This is a genomic window from Cutibacterium sp. KBN10P07758, from assembly GCF_050286205.1.
Classification (GTDB): domain Bacteria; phylum Actinomycetota; class Actinomycetes; order Propionibacteriales; family Propionibacteriaceae; genus Cutibacterium; species Cutibacterium acnes.
Genome location: NZ_JBNNQV010000001.1, coordinates 1,859,654 through 1,885,270, shown reverse-complemented (window position 1 = coordinate 1,885,270; position 25,617 = coordinate 1,859,654). Strand labels below are relative to the sequence as shown.

The 25,617-nt window shown below is 61.4% G+C and carries 15 protein-coding genes and 1 tRNA gene; 9 read left to right on the top strand and 7 right to left on the bottom strand.

Translation table 11 applies throughout. The features are described from left to right. Positions 1 to 24: 24 nt before the first annotated feature. A complete protein-coding gene (gene ligA / locus ACOYO3_RS09275; RefSeq protein ID WP_427305861.1) occupies positions 25 to 2,247 on the top strand; it encodes an NAD-dependent DNA ligase LigA in 2,223 nt (740 codons plus the stop codon). An 83-nt stretch (positions 2,248 to 2,330) separates the two neighbouring features. Here ligA and ACOYO3_RS09270 read toward each other — a convergent pair whose 3' ends face one another. Next, positions 2,331 to 3,620: a GNAT family N-acetyltransferase gene (locus tag ACOYO3_RS09270; RefSeq protein WP_002519259.1), complete on the bottom strand. Its 1,290-nt coding sequence runs from the start codon at positions 3,618 to 3,620 to the stop codon at positions 2,331 to 2,333. Between the two features lie 66 nt (positions 3,621 to 3,686). On the opposite strand from ACOYO3_RS09270, the gene ACOYO3_RS09265 reads away from it, so the two are divergent. Further along, positions 3,687 to 4,160 carry a ribose-5-phosphate isomerase gene (locus ACOYO3_RS09265; protein WP_002516937.1) on the top strand — a complete coding sequence of 158 codons (474 nt, stop codon included), beginning with the start codon at positions 3,687 to 3,689 and terminating at the stop codon, positions 4,158 to 4,160. On the opposite strand, the gene ACOYO3_RS09260 is transcribed toward ACOYO3_RS09265, so the two are convergent. Next, on the bottom strand, positions 4,149 to 4,388 hold the full coding sequence (locus ACOYO3_RS09260) for a hypothetical protein (RefSeq protein WP_002516955.1): 240 nt from the start codon (positions 4,386 to 4,388) through the stop codon (positions 4,149 to 4,151). The genes ACOYO3_RS09265 and ACOYO3_RS09260 overlap by 12 nt on opposite strands. Before the next feature lie 79 nt (positions 4,389 to 4,467). On the opposite strand from ACOYO3_RS09260, the gene ACOYO3_RS09255 reads away from it, so the two are divergent. The 7 genes from ACOYO3_RS09255 to ACOYO3_RS09225 all read left to right on the top strand — a co-directional run bounded on the left by ACOYO3_RS09255 (position 4,468) and on the right by ACOYO3_RS09225 (position 13,383). Beyond that, positions 4,468 to 5,286 (top strand): Fpg/Nei family DNA glycosylase, encoded by an 819-nt coding sequence (locus ACOYO3_RS09255; RefSeq protein ID WP_002518466.1) that lies wholly within the window; start codon positions 4,468 to 4,470, stop codon positions 5,284 to 5,286. A 96-nt stretch (positions 5,287 to 5,382) separates the two neighbouring features. After that, positions 5,383 to 6,657 (top strand): hypothetical protein, encoded by a 1,275-nt coding sequence (locus ACOYO3_RS09250; RefSeq protein WP_427305930.1) that lies wholly within the window; start codon positions 5,383 to 5,385, stop codon positions 6,655 to 6,657. 267 nt (positions 6,658 to 6,924) lie between these two features. Beyond that, positions 6,925 to 10,170, top strand: a complete 3,246-nt coding sequence (gene lysX / locus ACOYO3_RS09245; RefSeq protein ID WP_427305929.1) for a bifunctional lysylphosphatidylglycerol synthetase/lysine--tRNA ligase LysX — start codon at positions 6,925 to 6,927, stop codon at positions 10,168 to 10,170. Positions 10,171 to 10,212: 42 nt separating this feature from the next. Then, on the top strand, positions 10,213 to 11,154 hold the full coding sequence (locus ACOYO3_RS09240; protein WP_002524819.1) for an alpha/beta fold hydrolase: 942 nt from the start codon (positions 10,213 to 10,215) through the stop codon (positions 11,152 to 11,154). Positions 11,155 to 11,245: 91 nt separating this feature from the next. Further along, a tRNA-Pro gene (locus ACOYO3_RS09235) sits at positions 11,246 to 11,321 on the top strand. 206 nt (positions 11,322 to 11,527) lie between these two features. Continuing rightward, the gene (locus tag ACOYO3_RS09230) at positions 11,528 to 11,923 is read left to right on the top strand and encodes a hypothetical protein (protein WP_002524818.1); all 396 of its coding nucleotides are present in this window, start codon (positions 11,528 to 11,530) and stop codon (positions 11,921 to 11,923) included. Next, complete coding sequence (locus tag ACOYO3_RS09225) at positions 11,920 to 13,383, top strand: HIRAN domain-containing protein (RefSeq protein ID WP_002524817.1); 1,464 nt, start codon at positions 11,920 to 11,922, stop codon at positions 13,381 to 13,383. The genes ACOYO3_RS09230 and ACOYO3_RS09225 overlap by 4 nt, the downstream gene beginning before the upstream one ends. A 153-nt stretch (positions 13,384 to 13,536) precedes the next feature. Here the strand turns inward: ACOYO3_RS09225 and ACOYO3_RS09220 are convergent, their stop codons facing one another. From ACOYO3_RS09220 to ACOYO3_RS09200, 5 genes are read right to left on the bottom strand one after another with little or no spacing between them, the layout of a single operon-like run. Then, complete coding sequence (locus ACOYO3_RS09220; protein ID WP_002525572.1) at positions 13,537 to 15,792, bottom strand: 3'-5' exonuclease; 2,256 nt, start codon at positions 15,790 to 15,792, stop codon at positions 13,537 to 13,539. Beyond that, positions 15,785 to 17,689: a DUF1998 domain-containing protein gene (locus tag ACOYO3_RS09215; RefSeq protein WP_002524815.1), complete on the bottom strand. Its 1,905-nt coding sequence runs from the start codon at positions 17,687 to 17,689 to the stop codon at positions 15,785 to 15,787. The genes ACOYO3_RS09220 and ACOYO3_RS09215 overlap by 8 nt, the downstream gene beginning before the upstream one ends. Continuing rightward, positions 17,670 to 21,107 (bottom strand): helicase-related protein, encoded by a 3,438-nt coding sequence (locus ACOYO3_RS09210; RefSeq protein ID WP_427305860.1) that lies wholly within the window; start codon positions 21,105 to 21,107, stop codon positions 17,670 to 17,672. Before ACOYO3_RS09210 ends, ACOYO3_RS09215 begins: the two co-directional genes overlap by 20 nt. Next, the gene (locus ACOYO3_RS09205; RefSeq protein ID WP_427305859.1) at positions 21,040 to 22,140 is read right to left on the bottom strand and encodes a DEAD/DEAH box helicase; all 1,101 of its coding nucleotides are present in this window, start codon (positions 22,138 to 22,140) and stop codon (positions 21,040 to 21,042) included. Before ACOYO3_RS09205 ends, ACOYO3_RS09210 begins: the two co-directional genes overlap by 68 nt. Then, positions 22,137 to 25,565, bottom strand: coding sequence for a hypothetical protein (locus ACOYO3_RS09200; RefSeq protein ID WP_002524813.1), 3,429 nt, complete (start codon positions 25,563 to 25,565; stop codon positions 22,137 to 22,139). Before ACOYO3_RS09200 ends, ACOYO3_RS09205 begins: the two co-directional genes overlap by 4 nt. Positions 25,566 to 25,617: the final 52 nt, after the last annotated feature.

Genomic DNA, 25,617 nt, shown 5'->3' with positions numbered 1-25,617 from the left:
TGTGAACTGCGCAAAGATGGGACTATGGTTGACGATTCCACCCAAGGTGGCGAGCTGGAGGCGAGCGAGGCTGGGGCCGAAGCGCGCCACCACTGGACTGAGTTGGCCCAGCGCATCCTTGACGCCCAGGACGCTTACTATGCCCGCGACGCTCCCACGATCTCTGATGCCGAATACGACCGGCTTATGGTTGAACTCAAGAAGGTGGAGGACGACCATCCGGAGTTGCGCACTCCCGACTCGCCCACTCAGCGGGTTGGAGCTCCACAACGGATAACAGATTTCGCCCCGGTCAAACACCTCGAACGGCTACTGAGCCTGGACAACGTCTTTACCCGCGACGAACTGTCAGAATGGATGAACAGGGTCGCTACTGCCGTCGGAAAGATCCCGAATTTCCTCTGCGAGCTGAAGATTGACGGGTTGGCGGTCGACCTCGTCTACCGAGACGGGCAGCTTGTATCCGGGGCGACACGCGGTGATGGCCGTATCGGTGAGGACGTCACCGCGAACGTGCGTACGATCGCGGCTATACCCCGGAAACTGACTGGCGACGACGTCCCTCGTCTGCTTGAAGTTCGGGGCGAGGTATTTTTCCCGGTCGCTGATTTCACCGACCTCAACGCTGCCCTCATCGAGGCAGGTAAGAACCCCTTTGCTAACCCGCGCAATGCGGCTGCCGGTTCGCTGCGGCAGAAGGACTCTCGGGTGACGGCGTCCCGGCCTCTGTCGATGATCGTCCACGGTATTGGGGTGCTGGAAGGTCACGATTTCCCTAGCCAGGGGCATGCCTACGACAAGCTTGCGCAGTGGGGGTTACCCGTCTCGCCGTACTTCAAGATCGTGGAGCATGTCGATGAGGTACATGAGTTCGTGACCCGCTGGGGCGAGTCCCGCGACGAGGTCTCCCACCAGATTGACGGCGTGGTGGTCAAGGTTGATGATGTCTCTTTGCAGCGCAAGCTGGGTGCCACCTCGCGAGCTCCCCGGTGGGCCATCGCATATAAATACCCGCCTGAAGAAGTCAACACCGAGCTCCTTGATATCCGCGTCAATGTTGGAAGGACCGGTCGTGTCACCCCGTACGGGGTCATGAGACCGGTAACAGTTGCCGGGTCCACCGTCGAGATGGCTACCCTCCACAACGCTTTCGAGGTCAAGCGCAAAGGAGTGCTCATTGGCGACACCGTGGTGCTGCGCAAGGCTGGTGACGTTATTCCGGAAATCCTTGGCCCGGTGGTGGAGCTGCGTAACGGCACTGAGCGGGAGTTTCTTATGCCCGACCACTGCCCGAGCTGTGGGGCAGAGCTGGCCTACGAAAAGAACGGTGACAAGGATCTTCGCTGCCCTAATGCTCAAGGTTGTCCCTCCCAGCTACACGAGCGGGTCTTCGGATTAGCGTCACGTGGCGCCCTCGACATCGAAGCTCTTGGTTGGGAGGCCGCCATCGCTCTGACTGATCCGGAAAACCAGCGCCCGGGTGATGACGAGGTCGCTGAGGAACTTCCGAAACGACAAACGGCAGTGCTGAGCTCCGAGGCTGGTCTGTTCGACCTGCAGCTCGACGATCTCGCCGAGGTCAAAGTATGGCGTCGTAGGAAAGTTAACGGCGGCCCAGGCCCCTGGCAGCTTGAACCCTATTTCTTCACGAAGGCGACAGCGAAAAAGCCGTCGACTCCGACTGCCACGACCAAGAAAATGTTCGACGAGTTAGCGAAGGCCAAGTCTCAGCCGTTGTGGAGAGTGCTGGTCGCCCTGTCTATCCGTCATGTCGGACCAACGGCGGCCCGGGCTCTGGCCACCCACTTCGGGTCAGTTGAGGCCATCCGGGAAGCGTCCGTCGAGGAACTTGCTGGAGTCGATGGGGTGGGTGAGATTATCGCCGAATCGGTCAAGCGATGGTTCGAAGTCGACTGGCATCAGGAGATTATTAGTCGATGGGCCGCAGCGGGAGTGCGGATGGCCGACGATCGTGACGAGGCCCCTGAGCAGACCCTCGAGGGGTTGACTGTGGTCGTCACGGGAAGTCTGGAGGGATTCAGCCGTGACGAGGCGAAGGAGGCCATCGTCTCGCGCGGAGGAAAAGCGGCTGGATCCGTCTCCCGAAAGACTGACTACGTCGTCGTGGGGGAGAATGCCGGATCCAAGGAAACCAAGGCGCGAGACCTGGGCCGTCCCATCCTTGACGAGGCCGGGTTCCGGTATTTGCTTGAAAACGGTCCGCAGGGGATCACAACCATCGGGTGAGGGTCGATTCTCTGGGGTCTGTCACTCCGATAAGGCAACGTGGACCGGGTAAAGATGCCTGGTCCACGTTGCGTAAGGGTGCCTCAGAACTCCGAAATGTTATGGGCGACGTCGACGGTGGAAAACATCCGGTCCACCGCTGCGATCTGCTCGTCAGTGCCAGTAATGCGGTGGGCAGCGGCCAGCGAGAATCCCCGGCCCATTCCGAAATACAGCGATCCAAGTGCAGCCACGTCAAGGGTCGCGGCGTCGGTGGAGTCGTCGACCTTCGTGACGGTCGCAGGCGCTCCCGGAGCCTCGACGTCGACCTGCCAGGTGCCCTCGGCATAACCCATCGGGTCAACGACGTGGAAGGTGACTGAGCCTTGATGGTCCCAACCGCGTACGGCCATCGCCTTCTTGACGTCAAGGATGCGCAGCCAGCCGAGATCGATATGGCGGGTGAACTTCACAACTCGGGGGTCTTCTACCGCCCATGGCAGTGGGGTGGCGGGATCGACCTTTGGTGCCTTGATCATCTCGATGAGGTCAACCGAGGCGAGGAACTCCCACAACGCGACTTCAGCGTCCGGGGTGGTGGCGACCATGTCGAGGATGGTGATCTGTGAGCCGAAATCCTTGTCGATCTGGTAGGAAACGACGCCGTCGGGTTCGCCATCGTCGTTGTGATGGACGATTGAACGGACGCGACGGTTTGGGCCGCCCTTCTGAGGGTCCCAGCGTCCGGAAGCGTAATCGACGTGCCACGGCTGGCGATTGTGGGACCCGCGACGGGCCCGGTGGAACTCGGAGAACACTTTGAGACGAAGATCATCAATGGCCAGTGGATCAGCCATCGAGACTGTTCCGCTTGGGGCGTGGTTGAGCTTAAACCGGCCGTCAACGACGATCTCGACGCTTTGATCGCGGGTTGAGATGCCGTATCCGAACCGTCCGTAGATGCTGCCCTCGGTGGCAGTCAGGGCGGCGAATGCTAGACCCTCCTCCTTGGAACGGGTCAGGGTATTCGTCATGAGGGTACGTAGCAGACCGCGTCTGCGGTGGCTGGCGCGCACAGTGACGTCGGTAATGAACGTGGCCGGCTCGAGATGACCATGGCCGGTGTTAATGGTGCTCGGGTATGTGTCCATTGTCGCGACCGGAAGGTTGGGAAACTCCGGGTCTGGGTCAGGTTGGCGGATTGTCCACAACTGTTCGCCCTCGACACAAGCGGCGTAGTGCTCGAGCTCGGCGTCGGAGGGTTGGGACAGGTGAAACCCCAGTGCTACCGCGCGTAGCACATTGTCGACCGCCTCGCTGCGGGAACCGTCGCTGGTGACCAGTTCCAGACGGTAGGGGTCGGGGACCTGAACAGATGAGGTGCTTTCAGCCATAGCCTTCACGCTATCGAAGATGATCTACGACACTGACTGGCCGGGTCTAGGTGCCATGATGGAGGCATGACCTTTAAGCCTTCACATGTTCATATCGGCACCGACCATGCGGCCTTTGAGCTTAAGGAGTACCTCGTTGGCAAGTTGACCGAAGCTGGATACCAGGTCGTCGATCATGGTGCGGCTAGCTATGACTCTCAGGATGACTATCCCGACTACTGCATCCCGTGTGCTCAGGCCGTGATGGCCGACCCGGGGTCGCTTGGCATCGTGCTGGGTGGTTCCGGCAACGGAGAGCAGATCGCTGCGAACAAGGTCAAGGGGATTCGCGCCGCACTGGCGTACACCGTCGAGATCGCGGAACTGGCACGTCTCCACAACAATGCGAACGTTGTCTCTTTGGGTGGCCGGATGCAGACTCAGGAGGAAGCCTGGCAGATCGTCGAAACTTTCCTGACGACCGATTTCTCCCACGAGGACCGCCACCAGCGTCGTATTGACAAGCTCATTCGCTGGGAGGACAAGGGCTCACTGGGGTGAGTTCTCCTGCCCTGAATTATTGACGTGACTGGCGGTGGCTCGACGTTGAAGATCCGCCAGTATCGTCTTCCACTCCTGACCCGGCTCGGGCATCTGGGACTCACCGGAGGGTTCGGGCTGCTCCACAAGTTCGCGCGTCCTCATAGCGCGATCTCCTTTAAGGATTGACCCATGACCACGCCGGTGGTCATGGTTTCGGTGCTGTTTGCCGTGGTCAGAGGCATTCATGAAGCTATCCTGCCTCAACTCGTTGCGCCTGTTCGACTTCCATGACGCTATGACTACTTATCCGAGAGGACAACCAACCGTGCCTGAAGGCCACGTCATCCATCGTCTTGCCAATGCCATCGACTTGGCCTTCGCCGGTTCACGGGTTGAGGTCACTTCTCCGCAGGGACGATTCGCCGAATCCGCAGCCATGCTGGATGGGACAGTGCTGGCCTCAGCTCAGGCATGGGGCAAACATCTCGTCGTGGACTTCGATAATCATCGTCCTGACCACCTGTTACACATCCACTTGGGATTGATTGGCAAGCTGGCAGTCGAGCCGACAGTTCCTGTGGTCGGTCAGGTGCGGTTACGCATCACCGACGGCGTTACTGCAGCTGATCTACGCGGTCCGCAAACGTGCGAGCTCATCAACGACGACGAGTGGGGGACGGTCGCAGCCACTATTGGCCCCGACCCCATCCGCGACGATGCAGATCCGGACGTTGCATGGGACAAGGTACGACGGTCGTCACGGCGAATCAGCGATGTGTTGTTAGACCAAAGGGTTGCGGCCGGAGTTGGCAATATTTACCGAGCTGAGGTGTTATTTCGCCACCGCGTTGATCCAGCCACCCCTGGCAAGCAGATTTCCCACTCAACGTGGTTGGCGATGTGGGATGATCTGGTCATGCTCATGCGCGCCGGAGTTGAGTCAGGGCGCATCGACACCGTGCAGCCAGAGCACACTCCAGAGGCGATGGGTCGGCCCCCTCGGGTAGATCATCATGGCGGTGAGGTGTACGTCTACCGGCGCGAGGACCAGCCCTGTTTGGTGTGTAATACGCCGGTGCGGATGGTCGCACAGGGAGGGCGTCACCTGTTTTGGTGCCCACGGTGTCAGCGTCGGCGTCACTGACGGTTGTTGGTTTTGGAGGTCAGAATGAACCGCGTCACCGTTAGTCCACCGTGGACACTGGTGTCATGCCAGGAGTCCGATCACGAGTCCTCGTGGATGTGGACACACCCATGCGGAGCGGTCCTTTCGGTCCAGTCGCGTGAAGGAGACGTGGCGGAACTCGTCGCCGGGATCACCATGCCTCCCGGTGTTGATGACACTGATGTGACGGTTCCCGGTCCGACGTGGACTCTCGATCAACCGATCCCAGCCATCGTTTGGGCTGCTGGGGCTAGCGGAATTGTCGTCACCAGAGGCGCCTGTGACGATGCAGCATTGACGGTCTGGCGTCAAGATATGGGAGATTGCCACCCTGTTGATGAGGGGGTCAGTCTGCTGGGTGCTGAGGTCGCACTGTCTCCAGGCAGCGCCCGAATGGCTTTGTGGCGTGGTCATCCGGCGGGCGCCGTCGTGGAAGCGCTGGAATGTCTTCCCTCGTGGTTGCCGTGTGAAACGATCGTTGACCCGCCGGAAGAAATGATGTGTCGTACCCCAGATGCTGGCATTCTTGTCGATGGAATCGACCAGACCAGTGAAACGATTGGCCCGCTACCGATGGGGGCTCATGACCTTGTCATCTATGAGTCCCGGGGAGCTACCCGGGTGATGATTGGGTGGTCTCCCCACGTTGCGTCGGCGGTTGGTGCTCGTGTCGATGAGATCGTATCGAGTTTTGATCCACGCACCGTTTCAGGTCCTCAGACGTGGTTGCTTATGAGTGCGGTCGGCATGAGGGTCGCACCATTTGATGCTCTCGAGATGGCTGCTGAGGGCCTGGAAAATGTTTTGTCACGGCCCTTTGGGAAAGGCGACGATCACGTCGCCAAGCTCCTCACCTGTTGCGCTGCGTTCCGGCTGGGTCACCGCGTGGGTAATCCCGAGCTTCGTGACGAGGGGCTGCGTCGGTTGTGGGAGCTTCCAATAGATGAGCCGGGTACTTTTATGTCCCGGTGTATAGCCTCAGCTGAGTTGGCTGAGCTAGTCCCGGGGGGCGTCTGGGTCAACGTTGCTGTACATGATGGGGAGGATCCGCTAGTACGCGCGGAACGAGCCATATGGACGGGGCGTTTTGGTGGCCGGGATGCTGACAAGGCGGTTTGGGAATTGGGAGCCTTTCTTCCTGCGGTGTCCGGAGGGCCGCTCTATGTCGACGGGCACCGGGTGCCCCGACGCCGTGCCGCCCTTGCCTACGCGATGACGACGGTCTGGCCAGAGGACTTGACGAGCGCATTTGGTCCGATGCGGGTGGGGGAGTTGCGACAGCGCACGGCACGGCGCTTGCTCATCAGCGAGCATCTCGACGATGAGGATCTGGCGCTGCTCACCTGGTGACAAACTGGTGCGTCGTTGGGGCGGCAGGATTACTGCATCGTGTTGGAAATGTCTCATTTTCGCCTCCAATTCACCATGTGCAGTAGGCGGGTGGGACTGTTCCGGCAGTGGGGTTCTGGTTGTGTCGTGTGCACGTGGCACAGTTAGGGCGTGACATCGTCCGACCCCGTACCTGAGACACGAGCGGCATCCGCTGCTCGGCCACGCACCGGTTCTCGATCGACCTCGAATCCAAGGTCCACTCCGGTTGTCGTCATCCCGCGGCTTATGAACATCGCCGCCCTACTCATCGTGTTACGCCTGGTGTTTAGCCGCACCACGTGGGTGGCTATCGCCAACAACGTGTTCTCGTTGTTCATTTTCCCGGTTGACGGTTTCGGTTGGGCCGGTGTCGTGGTCCTGTTGGTGCTGTCGGACGCGCTGTCGCGACGTAAAAGGTTCGCCTGGTGGGTGAGCCTCGTCGTGTTTGGGTTGATGTGGCTGGTGGCGGCCGCGTTCTTTATCATCGTGGTCACCGAGGTTTTCATAGGTTGGCCGACAGACACCCTTAACGACGTTGATCTGGCGGGGTATCTGTTCAACGTGTTTTCGGTTGGCTGGATCTTGGTGGCATTGTTGACTCATCGTCGCGACTTTGCTGCGCACACGGTTCGCGCCAATCTCGGACGAGCGGTCGTCGTACTCGTTGGCGGTCTGTTGGCTACCGGATTTATTGGGTGGCTATTGGTGTCCCTGACCGGTGGTGTTGGACGGCCACGGAACCGCCTGGTGCACATCATTACTCGCATCCTTCAAGGTAGTGGAGCAGGTATCGCCCAGGAGCCGACGTCGCCGCACTGGGTGCAAGGTGTGGTCTCATTCCTGCTGGCCGTCGTGCTGGTGGCTGCGCTCGTCGTCATTTTGCGTTCCCAACGCAATATCGCGATGATGAGCCTGTCTGACGAGCTGAGATTACGCCGCCTTCTTGACGAAAATCCGGCTGATTCGCTGGGATATTTTGCCCTGCGCCGTGACAAGGCTGTCGTCTTTTCTCGCAACGGTCATGCCGCCGTCTGTTATCGCACGGAGGCTGGGGTGGCGTTGGCGTCGGGTGACCCAGTTGGCCCGGTTGACCAGTGGCCCGGAGCCATTGACGCATTTCTTGAGGTCGCCCACACCTATGGATGGGTTCCTGCCGTCGTTGGCACCTCAGAGGAAGGTGCGACGACATGGAACCAGGCCGGTTTGAGGGCGATGCGCATCGGCGACGAAGCCATCATCTCCCCGGCTACGTTTAATCTCGATGATCCTGATCTCAAGCCGGTGCGCCATACGGTCACGAAACTGCGCGCGATGGGATACACGACTCGGGTTCGACACCATGAGGACATCAATCCGCAGGAGTTGCACAGCCTGATTGACCTGACTGATAAATGGCGTCAAAACGGCGACGAGCGCGGCTTCTCAATGGCGTTGTCTCGGTTGGGGGACCCTCTAGATGGTCGATGTGTCATGGTGGAGGCGATCTACCCCGACGACGGCCCTCGCGCTGGTCAGACGGCCGGTATTCTGTCCTTTACACCATGGGGTAATGACGGCTTGTCCCTCGACGTCATGAGGCGAGATCTCGACGGAGCAGATAACGGTGTGACTGAACTTATGGTCGCCGGACTCATGGCGGCCGGGCCAGAAATTGGCATTCGGCGGGTGTCCATGAATTTCGCGGTGTTCCGCGAGGCTATTGAGGAAGGCGCTCGAGTGGGTGCTTCCCCGGTGCGTCGGCTTAACCGCTGGTTGGTACTGGTGGCATCGAAGTGGTTTCAGATTGAGCAGTTGTACCGTTCCAACGTCAAGTACAAGCCGAGCTGGCAGACCCGCTACCTTAATTTCACTGACACCTCTGATCTGGCTCAGGTTGGTCTAGCAATGGGTATTGCTGAGGGTCAGCTCGATATTCCTAATTGGCTTTACCCGGTGGAACCGCCGCCCCAGCCGATATATTCAATTAGCGGGCATCCAGAGATTGCCGAATTCCTGGCTGAAGAACGCGCGCCAATTCTTCCGCAGCGTCGTCTTCCCGAACAGGTTCGTACTCGAATGGCGACCCGTGAGCGTCTTATTGAGTCGGGGGTGGAGGCCTATCCGCCTGACTGTAAGCCTGACCACCGGCTGGGTGACGTCGCCGTCGAGCTGACTGGCCAGGAGATGACCGTTTCCGGACGGGTGGATGCCTGCCGTGACCACGGCGGGGTCATCTTCGTTGACCTCTTCGACTGGACAGGTGCCTGCCAGCTAGTCATGGAACGTGACACCATGGGCGTCGACAGTCTGCGCGACTTCCGTCATGCGGTGTCTTTGGGAGATCACCTCGTTGCGACTGGAACAGTTGGGGCATCCCGTAACGGGACGCTAAGTCTGGAGATGACGTCGTGGCGGCTAGCAGCGAAGTCGTTGCGACCGCTGCCATCGAGAAGATCGGGATTCAATGACCCAGAGGCCAAGGTTCGTCAGCGTTATCTCGACCTCATCGTCAACCCCAGTGCGCGCGATCAGCTGCGTGCTCGCTCGAATGCCATCCGCGCGGTGCGAGAAACCCTGCTAAGTCACGACTACATCGAGGTTGAGACGCCGATTCTGCAGACGATCCACGGCGGGGCGAATGCGCGTCCATTCCACACCCACATCAACGCCTACGACCTGGACCTTTATCTGCGCATTGCCCCAGAGCTGTACCTCAAGAGGCTTATGGTCGGCGGGGCGGGACGAGTTTTCGAGATTGGTAGGAACTTCCGCAACGAGGGTGCCGACGCTACCCATAATCCCGAATTCACGATGCTCGAGGCCTACCAGGCCTATGGCGATTACGTCCAGATGCGTCACCTCACGAGGGAGATGATCCTGTCCGCAGCCCGCAACGCCACCGGTGGGACGGTCGTGCGCGGACGTGACCGCAAGGGTGTTGAGCATGAGATCGATTTGGCTAACGAATGGCATGTCATCACTGTCAACGAGGGAATCTCGCGCGGTTTGGGGGAGGAAGTTACTGCCGATACCCCCAAAGAGACGCTCATCGGGTACGCCAATAAGCTCGGGATTGCGACTTTGCCGAAGTGGAGTCGAGGCGATGTCGTCCTGGAGTTGCACGAGCACTTGAGTGAGCATGTCACCGTCGAACCGACCTTCTTCTGCGACTTCCCGACCGACGTCTCCCCGCTGACACGACAGCACCGCGATGACCCGCGACTGGCCGAGAAATGGGATCTCATCATCTTCGGCTCCGAGGTGGGTACTGCCTATACGGAACTCGTCGATCCGGTGATCCAACGGGAGCGGTTTACAGCCCAGTCCTTGCTCGCTGCGGGTGGCGATCCGGAGGCGATGGAGCTTGATGAGGACTTCCTGGAGGCTCTCGAGTACGCGATGCCGCCTTCTGGCGGTATGGGCATGGGGCTGGATCGTCTGGTCATGATGCTGACGAATGCGTCAATTCGCGAGACGATTAGCTTCCCGCTGGTGCGTCCGCGCACCTTGTGAGGGCGCGAGGGTTTGAATCCTGGAGTGAGATAGGGGAGTGTCATGGGTGGCGATGACGAGATCGGCTGTTCTGACATGCACGGCCACAAAATGCTTGATTCGTCTCACGACGCCGTGACGTCGGTTCGCGAGTTAGGCAGACGGCCGTTCCGTGTCGCATACGACGATGGGGAAGGGCCGGACTACCACGTCAAGGATCCCGTCGTACTGCTCATGGCAGGAGCTGCGGCGTCGAGCGACTTCTGGAAACCCGTCGTGGATCGCCTCCAGCACGTCGACGTCATCACCTACGACCGTCCAGGTATCGGTGGGACTATCTGGCCGGGGCGCTATCCCGAGCTGGATGAAGAAGTCGCGAGCCTGACCGACCTCGTTGGTCTGGTTCAGGGGCATTGGGACATTGGGCAGCCACGGAAGGTTATTCTTGTTGCCCATTCCATGGCGGCCTTCCATGCCGAGGCGTTTGCTCGGATGCATCCCGAGGTTGTGGCAGGGGTCGTCTTCGTTGATCCCTCTGTAGAGTGGCCAACTCATCCACCGCGTCGTCGCAGCGTGGCGTTGCCGCGTGCGGTTTATAAGGTTATGGACTCGGTGGCTGGCTCGTTAGGTCGTCACGCTTTCGCCGTCGGCGTCATGGCGCAAACGGCGAGGTCAGGTTCGGTGGTGTGGCATCAATTCCAGGAGCACCGGCTCCACCGGGTTTATGGCAGCCCCGACGCTATGGCGATGGCAGTAGCCGAATGGATTGGGTACGACCAGCAAGCGTGGGACCTCATGGCTGTACGTTCACAGCATGCCTGGCCTGACGTGCCGACGGTGTTGCTGTCGGCGGTGTACTCAGGCCAGGAGCAAGAGCTGAAACTTCATGAACGCCTGGCTCCGATGCTCAACGCAAGATTGGTCGTGGTGGAAAACTCCCACCACCTCATGATGCTGGATAGGCCGGAGGCTATCGCTGATGCCATCTGCTCACTGGTGAGGTGACGCGAATCCCCGTCCTTGTGATGGCTCATTGGCCGAGCGGCGGGGTTTCCACTAAGCTATCGGTGTTCTCGTTGCGGTGAGCGTAGCGGAACGGGGCGTAGCGTAGTGGCTAGCGCGCCTGCTTTGGGAGCAGGAGATCGCAGGTTCGAGTCCTGTCGCCCCGACCAGCTTGTCAGGTCTAACGTGGTGGCGTTTTTGCTAGTCAGGCGGGCTTTTGAATAGCTTCCAAGCATCGCTGCCGAGGAAAGCACGATGCAGAGCTTGTTGTAATCGCTGTGTGATTCCGGGTCTAAGGACTGCGAAGCGTCTGTAGAGCGCCTTATATGAGGGGCTTTCGTGTAGTTTGTAGTCAGTAGTGTTTACAAGGGACCTGTTGCCATTGTGGCCGAGGGCGAGAATCGGAGTCATGAGCGATCTGTCATATTTCTTGAGTGAGGCCAGTCCTCTACCCATGACAGTCCGGGCAGCGGTCAGAGTCAGGGTCGGTAGAGGTGAGTGGCCTTCACCGCCAGAGATGGTGTGCCTTCGGCAGGACGCTTTAGCAAGAACCGTCGTGTCACTGGTTTTGGGAAGGAGCAGTGACACCCCGCAAACTGGAGCTCAGAAGAATTCACGGCGGGTGGGTGTGGCTTCGATCCGTTCTGCTTCCGTTGGGGCTGAAGGTACGCGGGCTGTACGGATGATCACATGTCACAAGAGTGTTCATTGTGGGCAGCGAGGCGATGCAGGTACAGACAGCCAGGACACCGGTGGATGGGTTGAAGCATGAGCAAACGCGTGAACGCAATGAGGGATTTCATTGTTTCCCACCCGTGGTGGTGTGTGCTCATCGTCGCGGCTATGTTCTGGATCCCACGTGCGGGAATATGGATGACCGTAGGATCTTGGCTGGCGATTATCGCTGTCTGCGCTAAGCACAGGTCGCTACCTGCCGCGAAGGTTAGTGCAAGAGTAGTGTCTTCGGGGTCCTCAATGGAGCTTAACGTTGGGGATAGGGTCACCCGTTACGACGTTTTTGGAATGTGCTATTACGAGGTTCCGAAATCCGTTGTTGGGTCTACGGTGCTATGCGTTGAACGCGAGCCACAGAATAGCTACGATAAGAACGCACTCAAAGTTAGCGTGGATGGAAGCCATATCGGTTATGTGTCTGTATGGGCTGCTGCCGATATTGCCCCAGAGTGGGACTCTCTAGGCGTGACATCGATGGATGTTCACGGATGTGTTATCAGTGCTCTTGATGCATACGTTGAGATCCCGACTAATGACGCCCTCCGCGGGGCACTTACTCGACCACGTACGAGTAAGACCATGCCTTCGATACGCCCGTTAGCTCACCCGCGGCTCTTGTCGTCAGCGCCCTCTACCAAGCGTATGCAGATGCCAGTTAAACCGTGGGGGCCTTGCGTGCGTAACTACAAACTTGTCGCGACTAAGAAGTTCAAGGCTGGTATCACTCGGGTCTGTGTCTCTTGCGGCGAGGATGGTAAACGCGAAAAGGTGCGGCTTGATGACCTCGATGCGCAGGTGAGGCTTACCCCCAACCACAAACTAGCCGTCTTCATTGATGATGTGCAGGTCGGAATGGTTCCGGATGAGGCGAGAGAATCATACCGTCATGTGGTCGAGGAGCTTCACTCGTCGCATCAATGTTTGTTGGTTCCGGCCTCGATTTGGATGACCCGCCAGAACGGGTTTAAAGCCGGTGTGAGTGTTAAGTTTCCGCTGCCCGATGAGGTGAAGGTTCCTGTCGGAATGCCCAGTGGACCGGTAGCCATCCTGCCCCAGGGCCGTAAGGTGCAAGTCACGGGTGAGGAGAACCACACTGAGGCTTTGTTGGGTCTGCTTGCCGGCGAGCACTCTGTACCAGTGGTAGCTGAGCTGGAGTCGTTTATCAAGAAGCTCAAGACGACAGAGAGGACGGTCGTAGGCGTCAAGGTAGGCGGCGTGATGGTGGGCCTGTTGTCGACCCAAATGAGTCAGCACTTTCTTCCCGTCGTCGAAGCGTGCGAGGAAGCGGGAATTACGTTGGTGTGCTCCGGCAGAATCACCGGTAATCAGCTCAAGGTCGACATGGTGCTTGAGGCGGTTAAGGGCAGCGAATTACCGCCGGAATGGATCAATGACAACGTGTATAGGTACGCCAAGAGGCTTGCCGGTCAAGCAGGAGCCCCAGAATCTTCGCTTCACCAGGGTGAATCTAGCTACGATGATCGGGTCGCAGAGTGACGCCGATCAAGGGCTGGTGCGCCTCGCCGAGACGCGCGCCAGTGTGATCGGCTACGTCAGCCCATGACAATGGGAGGACGTTACTTTCTCACGTCACCGAGGTGGTGATTCCGAACAGCCGTTAGCCGACATTCAAGGCCTCGGGTGTCGCCCTCAAGATGTGCTGGCTGCCACGGACGATACAGAAGCGCTCAACAATGGGCTGGGCTGGTCGGTCCAACTTACGACAAGCTCATCGCGGGCCCGCGATGCCGCCACGTACAGCAGCGATCGCTCCCGGAGCAGGGCCTGATCCCCTTCGTCTTTATCGAAGTCGTAATCTTTGATGCCCATGGGGATAGACCGCGAGGAGACCCCGAAGAGGAACACTTTGCTGAACTCGATGCCCTTGGCGCGGTGCATGGTCATAACCACTGGCGCCCCGGGCGGTATCGAGCCATGACCGACGGCTCGGGTTTGTACTCCTCGCTCGTGGAGCGCATCCACTACTCGCTCGCGCTGCGACCTGTCCCTCACGAGCACCGCCGTGGTCTCGGACTGACGGTCCTTCGCCCATTGCCCGACAACCTTGGCCAAGTAGTCGAACTCTTCGGTGATCGTCGTGCACGGGTGGGCGATGACGTCGGGGCCGCGACGGGCCGACCGGTACCCCGACAGCTTGTCATCGTCATCGCCGTCGAGGTCGACGTAAAATCCGCCCTCTAGCACGTGGGTCGACCACCTGAGGATCTGCGCAGTGGTGCGGTAGTTGAGGGTGAGCCGCCGCGAACGGCCCCTCGTCATGATGCCGTACCGAGATAGGACCAACCGGTGACCGTAGATGCGCTGGTGTGAGTCCTCGGCGATGAAAATGTCGTTTGGTCCCTCGGGGACCAGCGACCGAATGAGCCTCCAGTGGGCCGGCGTGAGGTCTTGGCCCTCGTCCACGAGAACATGGTCGGCGAGGGGACTGTGGCGGGTGAGGTATTGCGCGGCGATGGCGGCTGCCTCGGGGAACGAGATCGTGCCGCTGATGCGAGAGTCGTCTCGGTACTTTTTGACAAGCGTCCACACGGCATCACGATCGCGGCGATTGAGCCGGAACCCTCGCCCTGGGCGGCGTGCTCGCAGATACTCCTCTCGCGTCGTGATGTTTTGCGGCAGGATGACTTGCTCGTACTCGGTTTCGAGTAGGCGGTGGTGAGCTAGCCGCTCGGGTACCTCTGGTCCGGCGTGGTCGAGGACATCGCGCCAAAGCCACTGGGAGGTGCGCCGGGACAAATCGGTGCGTGGGGCTCCCAGGACGCCTTCGGCGGCTTCGGCGACATCGGCTCCGGCCTCCCGGACAACAGCGTTGGCCAAGGCATCAATACCGATGACGTACACACCTGGCTGTCCCAGCGCGGACGCCCGTGGTAGGGCGGGGTCGAGCGACTCCAGACTCGCGGACAGCTCATGGGCGAGGTTCTTTGTGAACGTCGTGATAATGATCCGGGCTCCCGGATTCTCCCGTGCCAGAGACACCGCCCGGTGAAGGATGACGACGGTCTTTCCGGTTCCGGCTCCTCCGCCCAGACAGAACGGCCCGTTCCACCTACCGTTGACGAAGCGGCGCTGCGTCGGGTGCAGGAACACCCGCCAGGCGCCGAAGTTTCCATCCTCGATGACTCTTCGCAGCTCGTCGACCCCTTCGATTGTGGCGAACTCCATGGCTGCTGCGGGGCTGCGTAGGCTCTCGAGTAGCTCGACGTCGGGTTCGCGAGGGCTCGCAGCGTGGCCATGCTGCTTCTTGGATGGTTCGGGCAACTCCTCGGGGGATTCGAGCAGTTCTTGGCGCACCTGCTCTGGCGTCATCCCGGAGGCCAGGCCGACAAGTGCTGCCTCCTGCCACCCGCTGAGCGACGCTGCCATGTTGAGTACGGCGTCTTCACTGGTCAGGGCGAGCGCGGTATCGACGAGGTTGGCGTCAAGGCCGAGAGACAGCATGTCTGCTCGGTCGGCGGTGATGACTGGAGTGGCGGTCTCCTGCACGGGGGCGGCCGGTTTGCGCGCGGTAGGGGCGCTGGCGGTCGGGTTGGGGGTGTCGATGGACGGTTCGGCTCGCTTGATCTCGGGAATTCCGTTGAAAGGGTTGATGGCGAGTTCAACGCGTGGGGCGACGTCGTAAGCCTCGTCGTGGTTGTAAAAGCCTTCGAGGACGTAGCGGCGGTTGCCGTCCTCGCCGGTGAGCTTGAACAATACGGCGCGATATTGCTGGTCGACACGACCGGTCCGCACCCTGCTGTCGCGGCACTTCTTTACCGGTTCGATGTGCAAGCCGGGCGCCGTGTCATCAGTGGTGAGTTTCTCGAGGAAGGTAAACGCCTTGGGCTTGAGGGATCCGTCGAGCTTGAGCGCCTGCTTCGACATGATGATCGTCGACTCAGCCATGGTGTCCTTCCCCCTCGGTCGTGTTGGCTAACGCCATCGTGATGTCGTGTGCTGTCGGCGGCACCAGTGTCCATCCGTCCTCGGCCAGCAAGTCTTCGTGGTCGGGCTCTGGTGCAAAGATTACTGCTATGCGCGACTCAGGCCATGCCAAGTCAACCATGATGCCCTCCGAACCGATCTCCTCGCCGGCCGTTGGCTCAGATACCCCCTGTGCAGCGAGGTCCTCCAGCAGCCCGGGAAGCTCGGGTGTGGCCAGCGAGGAGCCAAGGTTTTCGATGACGGTGGGCCATGGGGTCTGGGTGATGTCGATCGTACCCACGCTGTGTGTTGGCTCAGCTGGGCTCTCCTCGAGGGGCTGCGTGCCGCGGATCACCGTCTGGTCCGGCGGGCGTCGAAGTATGAGAGCATTGCTCAGCGCTAGCCACTGGTGCCATGCATGCGAGAAGTCGGGACTGCTGACGGCGTCGTCGTCAAGGACAACGCAGACGTCGGTAGCTGGACGGGGGCTGCTCGCTCGTAGTCGGGTCCGAATGCTCAAGGGGCCGTTCTGACTCCACCAGACGGGTGCTGTCCTGTCCTTGGGTAAACCCCTCTGTTGCAGGTTATCTGCAGGAATGGATGGATCGACGTGGTCGTCTGGCTCGCCAGTTGAGAAGAAGAACGGAATAGCCGAGGCGAATCCTTCCAAAGCGTCCAGCGATTTCCCGCTCATCCAGTATTCCAAGAGCGCAAACGGGCCACCGGTGACAGCCCGCACGGCATCGGACGTGTAGTTGTACGTGCCGATTAGCATCGACGATGCTGAGGAGTTGAACCATCTGGGCGGGACCGGGATTTGTCTGGAGTCGAAGGCCTTGACGTCGGTCAGAGTGACTGCCAGTACCTCAATTCCGGCGCTTCGGAGCGCAGCGCGTTTCTTGGCGTCGTCGCGCACTCGGTTGTGCGCCGGGGTCGCGTGGAAGGTCTCCCCGTCGGTGAAGATCGCCAAATCTGGGCGGTCGCCACCGCGCAGGACGAAATCGGGCTTGCAACCGTGCATGGGGAGCTGAGGTTGGAGGGTGTACTTCGCCTTTCCGATGCTCACGTTGATGACGTTGCCGCCGGGGCCATAGCTCTGGGATATCCGAGCGTGAAGGTTGTGCGCGAGGGTTATGAAGGACTCCCGGAAACGCGACTCCAAATAGGACTCATCACTGGGATTGGTGCTGGGGGCCTTGGTGGTGACTTTCCAGGTCATCTGGGCTTCAGGCTCGTCATCGTCGACCAGACCCATGAGAACCTTGAGGCAGTCTTCGGCTTTGGCGCGTGACACGTGTTGCACTTCGTGGGCGGGGGCCAGCGGCAGCAGGCAGCGGTGGCAGGCGAGTCGTTCTTCGTCCTTGCAGGGGCAGTCGCGCACAATCTGGAAGGCGTGCCGTAGAGCGTCCCACACCTTCTGGGGGTCGTTGAACTCTGCTAGGTAGCCGGTCCCGCCCGGGACGAGGTCGTGCAGCAGCAGCGCATCGCGGGTTCCACCGCCAACAGGCTCTTTAATAGGCATGACGCCCAGATGGTTGGGGGTTCCGCCAAACTGTTCGCGCAGTCCGAGAAGGAGGGCTGCGCGTAGGCTCGGCAATGCGAACACGTCACCCGCGACCATCCAGCGCGGCAACGGCAGGACGACGGCCTGAGTGGTGAGCGATCTGGTGAGCGCGACTGTGCGCACGTGCTCGTCGAGTTTGTTACGGTAGCGGCACCATGGCCGGTGCTCGGAAGGGTCGTTGGTCCCGGTGGTGCGGTCGAGGTGTCCGCAGCCTTCGCAGATGCGGAAGAGGGGAGCGTGGTATCGGACGCCGGCCACATGTTGGCTTGGGGCGCTGGGAGTCTCTTTACCCAAATTAATCCAGCGCAGGTCCATTCGGTCGAGATATTGAGCGCCAAACTCGGTGTGCTGCACGTACCACTCGTTGCGGATATGTGAGGGGGTCGATGTCGGCTGCCGGTGCGACAGCGAAGCTCGCCTGGGTGCGTTCTTCATGGATGTCGTCGATGCGTGACTCGTCGCGCTTGATGGCTGCCGAGGCGCGTGTCAGTTCGACGACTTTGAGGTGCTGCCCGATGTCGCTAATACCTTGGCGATGGCATCGCGGGCACTGCGCCGGGGCGTTCCCTGCGAGCTCTAGATCGACGATGTATCCGCAGGTGGGGCAGACCGCCCAGGTGCGGATGGAGTCACCATCACGACCGAAATCGATTGCGTCAATAGTAATGGCGTGGCCCATGGCATAGAAGGTGGCTCCGGGAGCGAAATCTCGCAGGGCTGCGGCACTTCCACGCGAGAAGGAGGACGCCTTGCTCCGGTATTTCTCTTTGTCTGGGTCGTACCAACTCAGATTCACGTGGAGTTTCACGGAGTCGTCGACGAGGGTGTAGTTGGGGAAGAGTCCGTACTCTTCGAGGGTCGCGATCCAGTACGCCTGGTTTGCCTTGCCAAGGAGCTTTCCGATCCACTCGATCGTCGTCTCGGCCTCCTTGGCCGCTTGGATGTCGTCGTTTCCAGCGTTGGGGATGTTCGCTTTCTGAAGGAGTTCGGGCAGGCTCGCCTTAATGGTCTCGCGTCGATGCCTCAGTTCCTCTAGGGTGCGCGACCATCGGCCGGCAGCGGCGAACACCTGCTGGGCGAGCCCGCTGGTGCGAGGGCCATTGGCCGGGCAGGCCCAGGTACGAATGTTCTCGATGGAGTCGGTGCGCAGGGACGCAAAAGTGGACAAGAAGCGGTCCAGGTGCTCGTCGGCGTGGGCCTCGGCATAGTCGACGAGGCAGGCCAGGAAGCCACCGTTCCCCCCGTTCATGGCGGCACTTGAGGTAAGCGGATGGGCAGCGTCGGGATCGCGAGCCAGCTCGTCGCCCAAGTGCGCCAAGTATTGTCGCCGCAGTATCTCCACGGCGCTGAGGTAAGTGGCCGGAGGACGAACCTGGCCGTTGATCATCGACGCGGGGTCGCCCAGCCGGGGGAGGTGCTCGCCACGACCCCTGACCATGGTGACGTCGAGGGCGCTCCCCGTCGCTCGGCCAGCTCGGCCAACCCGCTGAACGTAGTTGGCGACGCTATGCGGCAGCGACGACAAAAACACCGTTGATAGGTCACCGATGTCGATACCCATCTCAAGGGTGGGCGTGGCGACGAGGACGTTTGGAGCCGAGGGGTCCTCTGAGCCGTCCTTGAATCCATTCTCGTACTTCAGCCGTCGCTTGTCCGTGAGCATCGAGGTATGCTCGCGGGCGACGATGCGGCGCGGGTCCCCAGCACTGTAGAAGGTGCGATAAAAGTTGTCCGGCGCCATCGGCGCGGGGGTCAAGTGCCCGCTGCAATTCCCGTTGAGACACGGCGCGTCTGTGAGCTGACGCACGGTGGCGGGGCTGCCCGGATGTACCGCCTGACACAGGTCGCAGCGCAGTAAGATGGTGGAGTCGCGCAATTCTTCGTCGCGGGTCGCCCGCACCATGATCCTCTCGTTGGGTATCGCGTAGACGGTCGCCTGCGCCTTGGTCGCTGTCCCTTCCAGGACGCTGCCGCGGTGCAGGCACTCCAGCAGCGACCTCACCAACCGGGCCCCATGACCAGCAGACACGCCAAGAACCCGTCCAGTCCACCGGGCGTACCAACTCTGGCCGTCGGTGACATTGTCGAGCTGCTGGTGCTGGACGTGCTGGCCACCGACGCGTGGGAAAGCTGGGGCGGAACGGGTGTACGGGAAGGCGGGCATCCCGGGTTCTTTGCGGCCTCCCCACAGGTGCCACCGCGCACCGTCGTCTTCCAGGTAGGTGTGCAGCCACGGATGGTTGATACCACCCTGGATGCGGATGCGCTCGAGAATCCCACGGACCCAGGACACCACCTGGTCGTCGGTGAGGCTTGCCAGGGTAGCGACTAAGTCGTCCTCGCTGTGTCCCAGGGCGCTGCGACCGATGGCAGCCATTTGGGCGGGGGTTCCGGCGTTCACCTCGACGCAGATCGAACCGGTCTGTTCCAGGGTACGCCCGTACCGGCTCTGCAGGCCAAGCTCGAGGATAGCGTCGAAGGCGACGCGGTTACGGACTTGGCTGAGAGTCTTCTTCGGAACCTTCCGGTAGCGGGCTGAGCGCCAGAAGTCCCTGAAATTCTTCTGTTCGGCGAGTTCGGTGGGCAACAGCCGGTAGCGCTTGAACTGATCGTCGCCAGCTTGGTCCAGCACGCCCTGGATCAGCTGGGGAATTGTGGCGTACTCTTCACCGATGGCACCGCGGAGAATGGTGCGCAGGGTCAGGGCGTGGGAGCGCGACGAGATGAATCCAGCGCGGTGGGCGGCGTCCTGGACCGAGTCGGTAAAGACGAGTGCCTTCTTCTCATCAAAGTCATCGCTGCCGAACAGGGTAGACAGGCATACCGACAACAGGGTTGCGATGGCCGCTCCTTGGAAGCGGATGGCGTCCTTGGCGCCGCAGCTCGGGCAGACGTCGTCTTTGGCGTCTTCGTCGGCGTCGTTGCCCACCTGGGTGAGGACGGGTAGTAGGACGCCGTTGCGGTACTTGGGGCTGTCGGCGTCGGGGATGTGGTGATCTAGACACCTGTTGACGGTGTCGAACCAGCGTAAGGAAGCTGTCGCCTCGCCGGTGTCGACCGCGCTGGCTCCCTCTCGAGGGGCCGAAAGCAAGGCTCGGAAGCGACCGTCGTGTGCCGCGTGGGTCCGTCGGATGCTGTCGTTGTTCTCGCTGAGGTTATTGCCGGTGCTGGCGAGCTGGACTCCCCATCCGCTGCGGCCGCAACGACGGCAGTAGACCGCTGGCAGGGCAACAACCTCAGGCTCGGTGCCATCGTCGGTCGTCTGACCTAGCACGGTGCCGTCGTCGCTCCAACGAAAGTGGGTGGCAGTCGACACGTCGCGGTCGATGCGGCTCAGCTCGCGAATCCACAGGTGGGTTTCGGTGCTCGGCATGTCACGGTCGGGCAATGCACGCAGGTGTCCGAGGGCTCCCAGTAGCTCCAGCAGGAAGGTGACGCGTGGGTCGTTTTCGTGTGAGGTTCCCGGGAGCAGCCGGTCAGCGAGGTCGCGGACATGGATGGCCTCGGTGGTGGCTTCCAAGAATTGCCGGATGAAGGGGTGGCCTTTGGCGAGTAGGACGAGGTCATCGCGGTCGGTCAAGCCCTCGGCTCCCTCGTACAGACTGGTGAGCAGGGTCGCGCACACCTCATCGGAGGGGCGGTGGGTGACGGCGTTGACGAGGTCGTTAACGATGAGGGCGTTGATGGTGCGTGGTTCGATTTCTCGATCCCAGTAGGCGCTTCTGTGCGTCACCGGCCCACTCGTCGATGGTTTTGCGGAACTCGGTGACGACGCAGCTGGTATCAAAGGGTTCACCGAAGACCGTAGTGGCGAAGGCGGCCATATCGCCGGAACGCTCCCCGGAGGAGCTCTGGTTCGCGGTTTTAGAGATGTCAGGAGTGGTGCCCAGGGTCGCTGAGGTGCCGACGGGGGTGATCTTGCCAAGTGGACGGTCCCACTCCTCGGTGGTGTGCGTGTCAGCCTTGCTACCGCGCTCTGGCCAGTACGACTTTAGGGCTAGGCCGAGCCGACGCAGCAACATGGCGACGTCGGTACCCTGGGCGCCGTCGTAGGTGTGGAACTCGTCCAGGACGAGGTATTGCAGTGACTCGGCCGACTGCTGCCAGATGTGCTGGTCCTCGTGACGCAGCAGGAGCTGGTCGAGCATTTTATAGTTGGTGAGCAGGATGTCGGGGGCGTCGTCGCGGATGACGGTGCGATCGGTGATGAGACCGTCCTTGCTGACGATGGTGCGGGTTGCTCCGTTCTCACCGGTGTAGATCGCGGCGGTGACCTCGGCCAGCTGCTTGTCAGTCGAGATGAGGTGGGCGAGACGCTGAGCCTGGTCGTTGGCCAAGGCATTCATAGGGTAGAGGATGAGCCCTTTAACGCCGGTGACTCCGTTGCGGCGGGCTCGGATAACGTGGTCGAGGACCGGCAGCAGGAAGGCTTCGGTTTTGCCTGAACCGGTGCCGGTGGTGACGAGAGTCGGTCGCGGGCGTCCTAGCGCGGAGTTGAGGCGGGTGAAGGCTCTGGCCTGGTGTCCGTACGGGGTGAAGTTTTCGGGCATCCACTCGAGTTCGTCGGCGGAGTACCTTGGGGCCGGTGCGAAGGGCATCCGGGTACGCAGGTAAGGCCCTTTAAAGATGCCCTCATCAGGGTCGCGCAAGAACTCATCGAGGGCGCGTTGGGCATCGGCGTCGGACAGGGCAAAGGTTGTCGTGAGGTAGTCCAGTAGGGCGTTCTGGAGCTTGGCCGCCTGCTTCGGGGGGACGAGTTCACTCATGAATCGGTTCCTCGGGTCTCCAGTCGACGCTCGAACTCAACGTAGGCGATGTGCATATCGAGTTCGCGGTCATAGGTGTGGAAGGGTAGGTCGTAGCGGTAGGTGGTGGCAGTGCGCTCGGCCTCGGTGATGGCCTCGCCTTTTTTCCGCCGCACCTTGAGCACCTGGTTCGGGACGAGGCGCCCGTGGGCGTCGTAGAAGTACTGGTCATGGTCGTAGCCGTACAGGACTGCGAACTGGGTGCGGTACACGGTGCACAACTGGTCGGCGGTGATGCCAAGCATGAGAGCCACGAGGGCGTCGATCTCGACGAGGGCCTGACGCCGGTCGACAGCCCTACGCAGCGGGGTCTGCGACGTCCATGTGGGGCCGACATCCCCCAAGGGAGTCGTGGCACGGTCGGGGATGGTCCATGAGTCCGACGTGAAGCTGGGGTCGAAGCACTCGGCCCACAAATCGGCGTAGGCGTCGGTAAGGCAGTTGAGGCGGAGGGTGCGCAGGAGAAGTGCTGGCAGCAGTGGATGGCGTTGGCAAGGTGCAGGAAGCCGGTCGAACACAGCTTGGTAGATGCCGCTCTTGGGGGCGGCACGAACAGAGAAGTCGAGGAGAAGACTTGATGCGAACCCTGCGCAAGCGGTGAGAATCCGATTGTCAGCACCTCCCACGCAGAACACTCCATTAGGGTGTGCTGTGCCAGGCGGAATGATGGCTGGGATGAGGGTGCGCTCACCAGTGTTGGCTGCCATCGCGCGCCACGCCAGACGGTAGTGGTCACGGGCCGGGTCGCCGTCCCAATGGGTGTAGTCGGCGTCATACCAGGCACGGTCTCCCGCCGGTTTGTACGAGGTGACAGGAATGGCGTCGGGAGGAAGCGTCTCCAGGTCGACCACAGACCAGTCCTGGTTGTGCTTCATGGTCGGGTTTGGCGACTTGTAGAAGGGCGTCGCCACGTGAAGGTGCGGGCCTTGGAGGATGACGTCGTTCCAGGAATCGGGGGTTCCCCACTGCTGGATGAAGTAGCCCTTGGTGCGGTCGTTCTTTTCGTGCCATCCGGGAGAGAACCGGAGGCTGAGGGACCCAAGCCGGGGTGCTTTGGACAATTGTTGGAGGGTCTCCGCCACGTCCCGGTTGACCGTGTAGAGCATCCGCGTCCGCCGCGGCGCCTCAAGGTTGGGATCGAGGATGTCTCGCCACGTCGCGAGGGTCTCGTCGGTGACCGTCTCGATGCGCTGTGCGTGCGGACGCTGATCCCAGTGCCCGTCGACCTTGAATCCGGGTGCCCCACCCGACCCGTCGTGGCGCAGCGAGCCCACGACCGTGTCGGGATGGTAGAGGGCGCTTGCCTGAAGGAAGTGCGGTTGCGCGGGCGAGCCGTAGACGTGGACCCCGTAGGTGACCAGATCATGCACCTCGTCGAAGAGCTTGAGTTCATTGACGAACTGCCAGTGCCGACGCAGCCGCGGGTAGGTCTCTTCGCGCAGGTGCCCGGCCTTCTCGTCGGTGAAGTGGGTCTCGGGGTGTACGAGCCCGATGGTGCCCCGTGAAGATGTGTGCGCCCATGTCTGGCACATGAAGCACCGGTAGAGGTCGGGTTGCAGGCCCTGGAGCATGGGATAGTTCGTGGCGTGCCCGACGAATGAGCCTGTCCCGGATACATCGGTGATACCTCGGCACACCGAGTCGGCGAGACCGGGCAGGGCGAGGGTGACCGTGCGGCGCTGTTCGCGAACGTCCTCGGGAGTCTTCCCTGCTAACTGCCACCACGGATCGCCCTCGGCGAGTAGGGCATCCATGTCGAGGATGGACCGCACCCACGGCGGATTCCCGACCTGCAGGTCGAAGCCGCCCCGGGCGAAGACCGGTGCAAAGTCGAGTTGCCAGTGGAAAAACCCCTGCTCCCGGGCGACCTGGCGGCACACTTGCAGCCACGGGTGCTTGTCGAGGGTCTGCGCGACGGTCGCGGCGCCGGCACTGGCGAGGGCTAGGTCCTCCTGGGCGGCCAGCGCCTCCCAGATCTGGGCGGAGCCGAGCATGGGGGCGTCGCGGCGTCGATCGGCCCGGCTAAGACGCCCGCCCAGCAGCATTGTGCAGGCGTCGATCCACTCGGCCCAGCTCGGCGGGGCCACCTGGGTGGTCAGTGGCCAGAACCATAGGGCGCACCAGGCGTCCATGACGAGCCGCAGCCGCTGGTAGGCGCCGTCGGGGTCGGCCAGGGACTGTTCCACCTGTTCCCGGGTGACGACCTGTCGATGCGAGGGAGCTTCGTTGCGACCCCACAGGGCGATGTCGCGGCTCGTCTGCTGCTCGGCCACGGTGAGCCGACGCAGTGCCATCGTCCACAGGTCCTCGACCTGGTGGCCGAGTTCCACGAGGGTGGTGACGTCGTGGCGGCTGGGGCGACGTCGGAACTGCTTGCGCCAGTCCTTGACGTCTTTGACGCGCTGCGGCACCAGCGTCTTGGCCTCCTTGGAGTCGGCGCTCGACCCCCAGCCGGCGGCGGGCACGAGGAAGTGCGGGATGCTGCCGTCGGCCTGCGTCGGGTCCACTGCGTCGTCGTCCAGTCGGGCGGCCAGGTCGGTGAGAGGAACATCAGTCGGCGGGGTGGTCAGCCAGGCCTTCGAGGTGAGCTGGTCACGGGTATACACGGCGTGGCGTGCCCCAATGAGGGAGTTTCCGCGGCGCAGGTGCAGGCCGAACCAGGGGGCGTCGAGGCCGCTGGCCATGGTGTCGAGCCACAGGGTGATTTCGGCGAACTCCACCGCGGTCGCGTTAAGGTCGACCCCATAAACGTTGTGTAGGGCGATGTACGCCTTGGTGCGCTGAAGCTGGGCAGGGTAGTCCTCCGGGTCGATGCGTCGGCCCAATTCGGCCTGTCGACGGGTGAGGTACTGCTCGGCGAGCTGGCGGGTAGCCTCGATGGCGAACGCCCCTGAGCCCAGGGCCGGCTCACACACCGACAGGTGGAGGATTTCCTCGGCGGTGGTGGTGTCGTCAAGTAGCTCCTCCAACGCCTGACCGACGGTGAACCTCGTCAGCACCTCGGGGGTGTAATAGGAGGCCGACTGCTGGCGGGCCCGGCCCGAGAGGCGGAAGACGAACTCGCCGCGCCGGTGGATGCGCGGGTGTCGTGCGCCATGGTCGTCGACGACGGTGACGAAGTCCTCCTGAGCAATGTCGTGGGCCCGGCTCAGTGGCACCACCCACGACCCTTTCTGCGGGTTACCGTCGTGGGCCACCTCGTAAAGATCCTCGGTGGCGAAGAACCCCGAATAGCTCATGAGACCCTCATAGACGGCGCCGAGCTGGTTGATGCCGAGCTCGGCGTAGCTGATATACCCGCGCTCCCGGCCCTTCCTGCCGTGCTGCTCTTTACTCAGTAGCAGCCGCTCCAGCACCTGCTGCAGCGCCTGGTTGCCCAAACCCACCTCGTCGATGAGGGCAGTCGCTTGGGGACGGAACAGATCGGCGCGCAGGCTG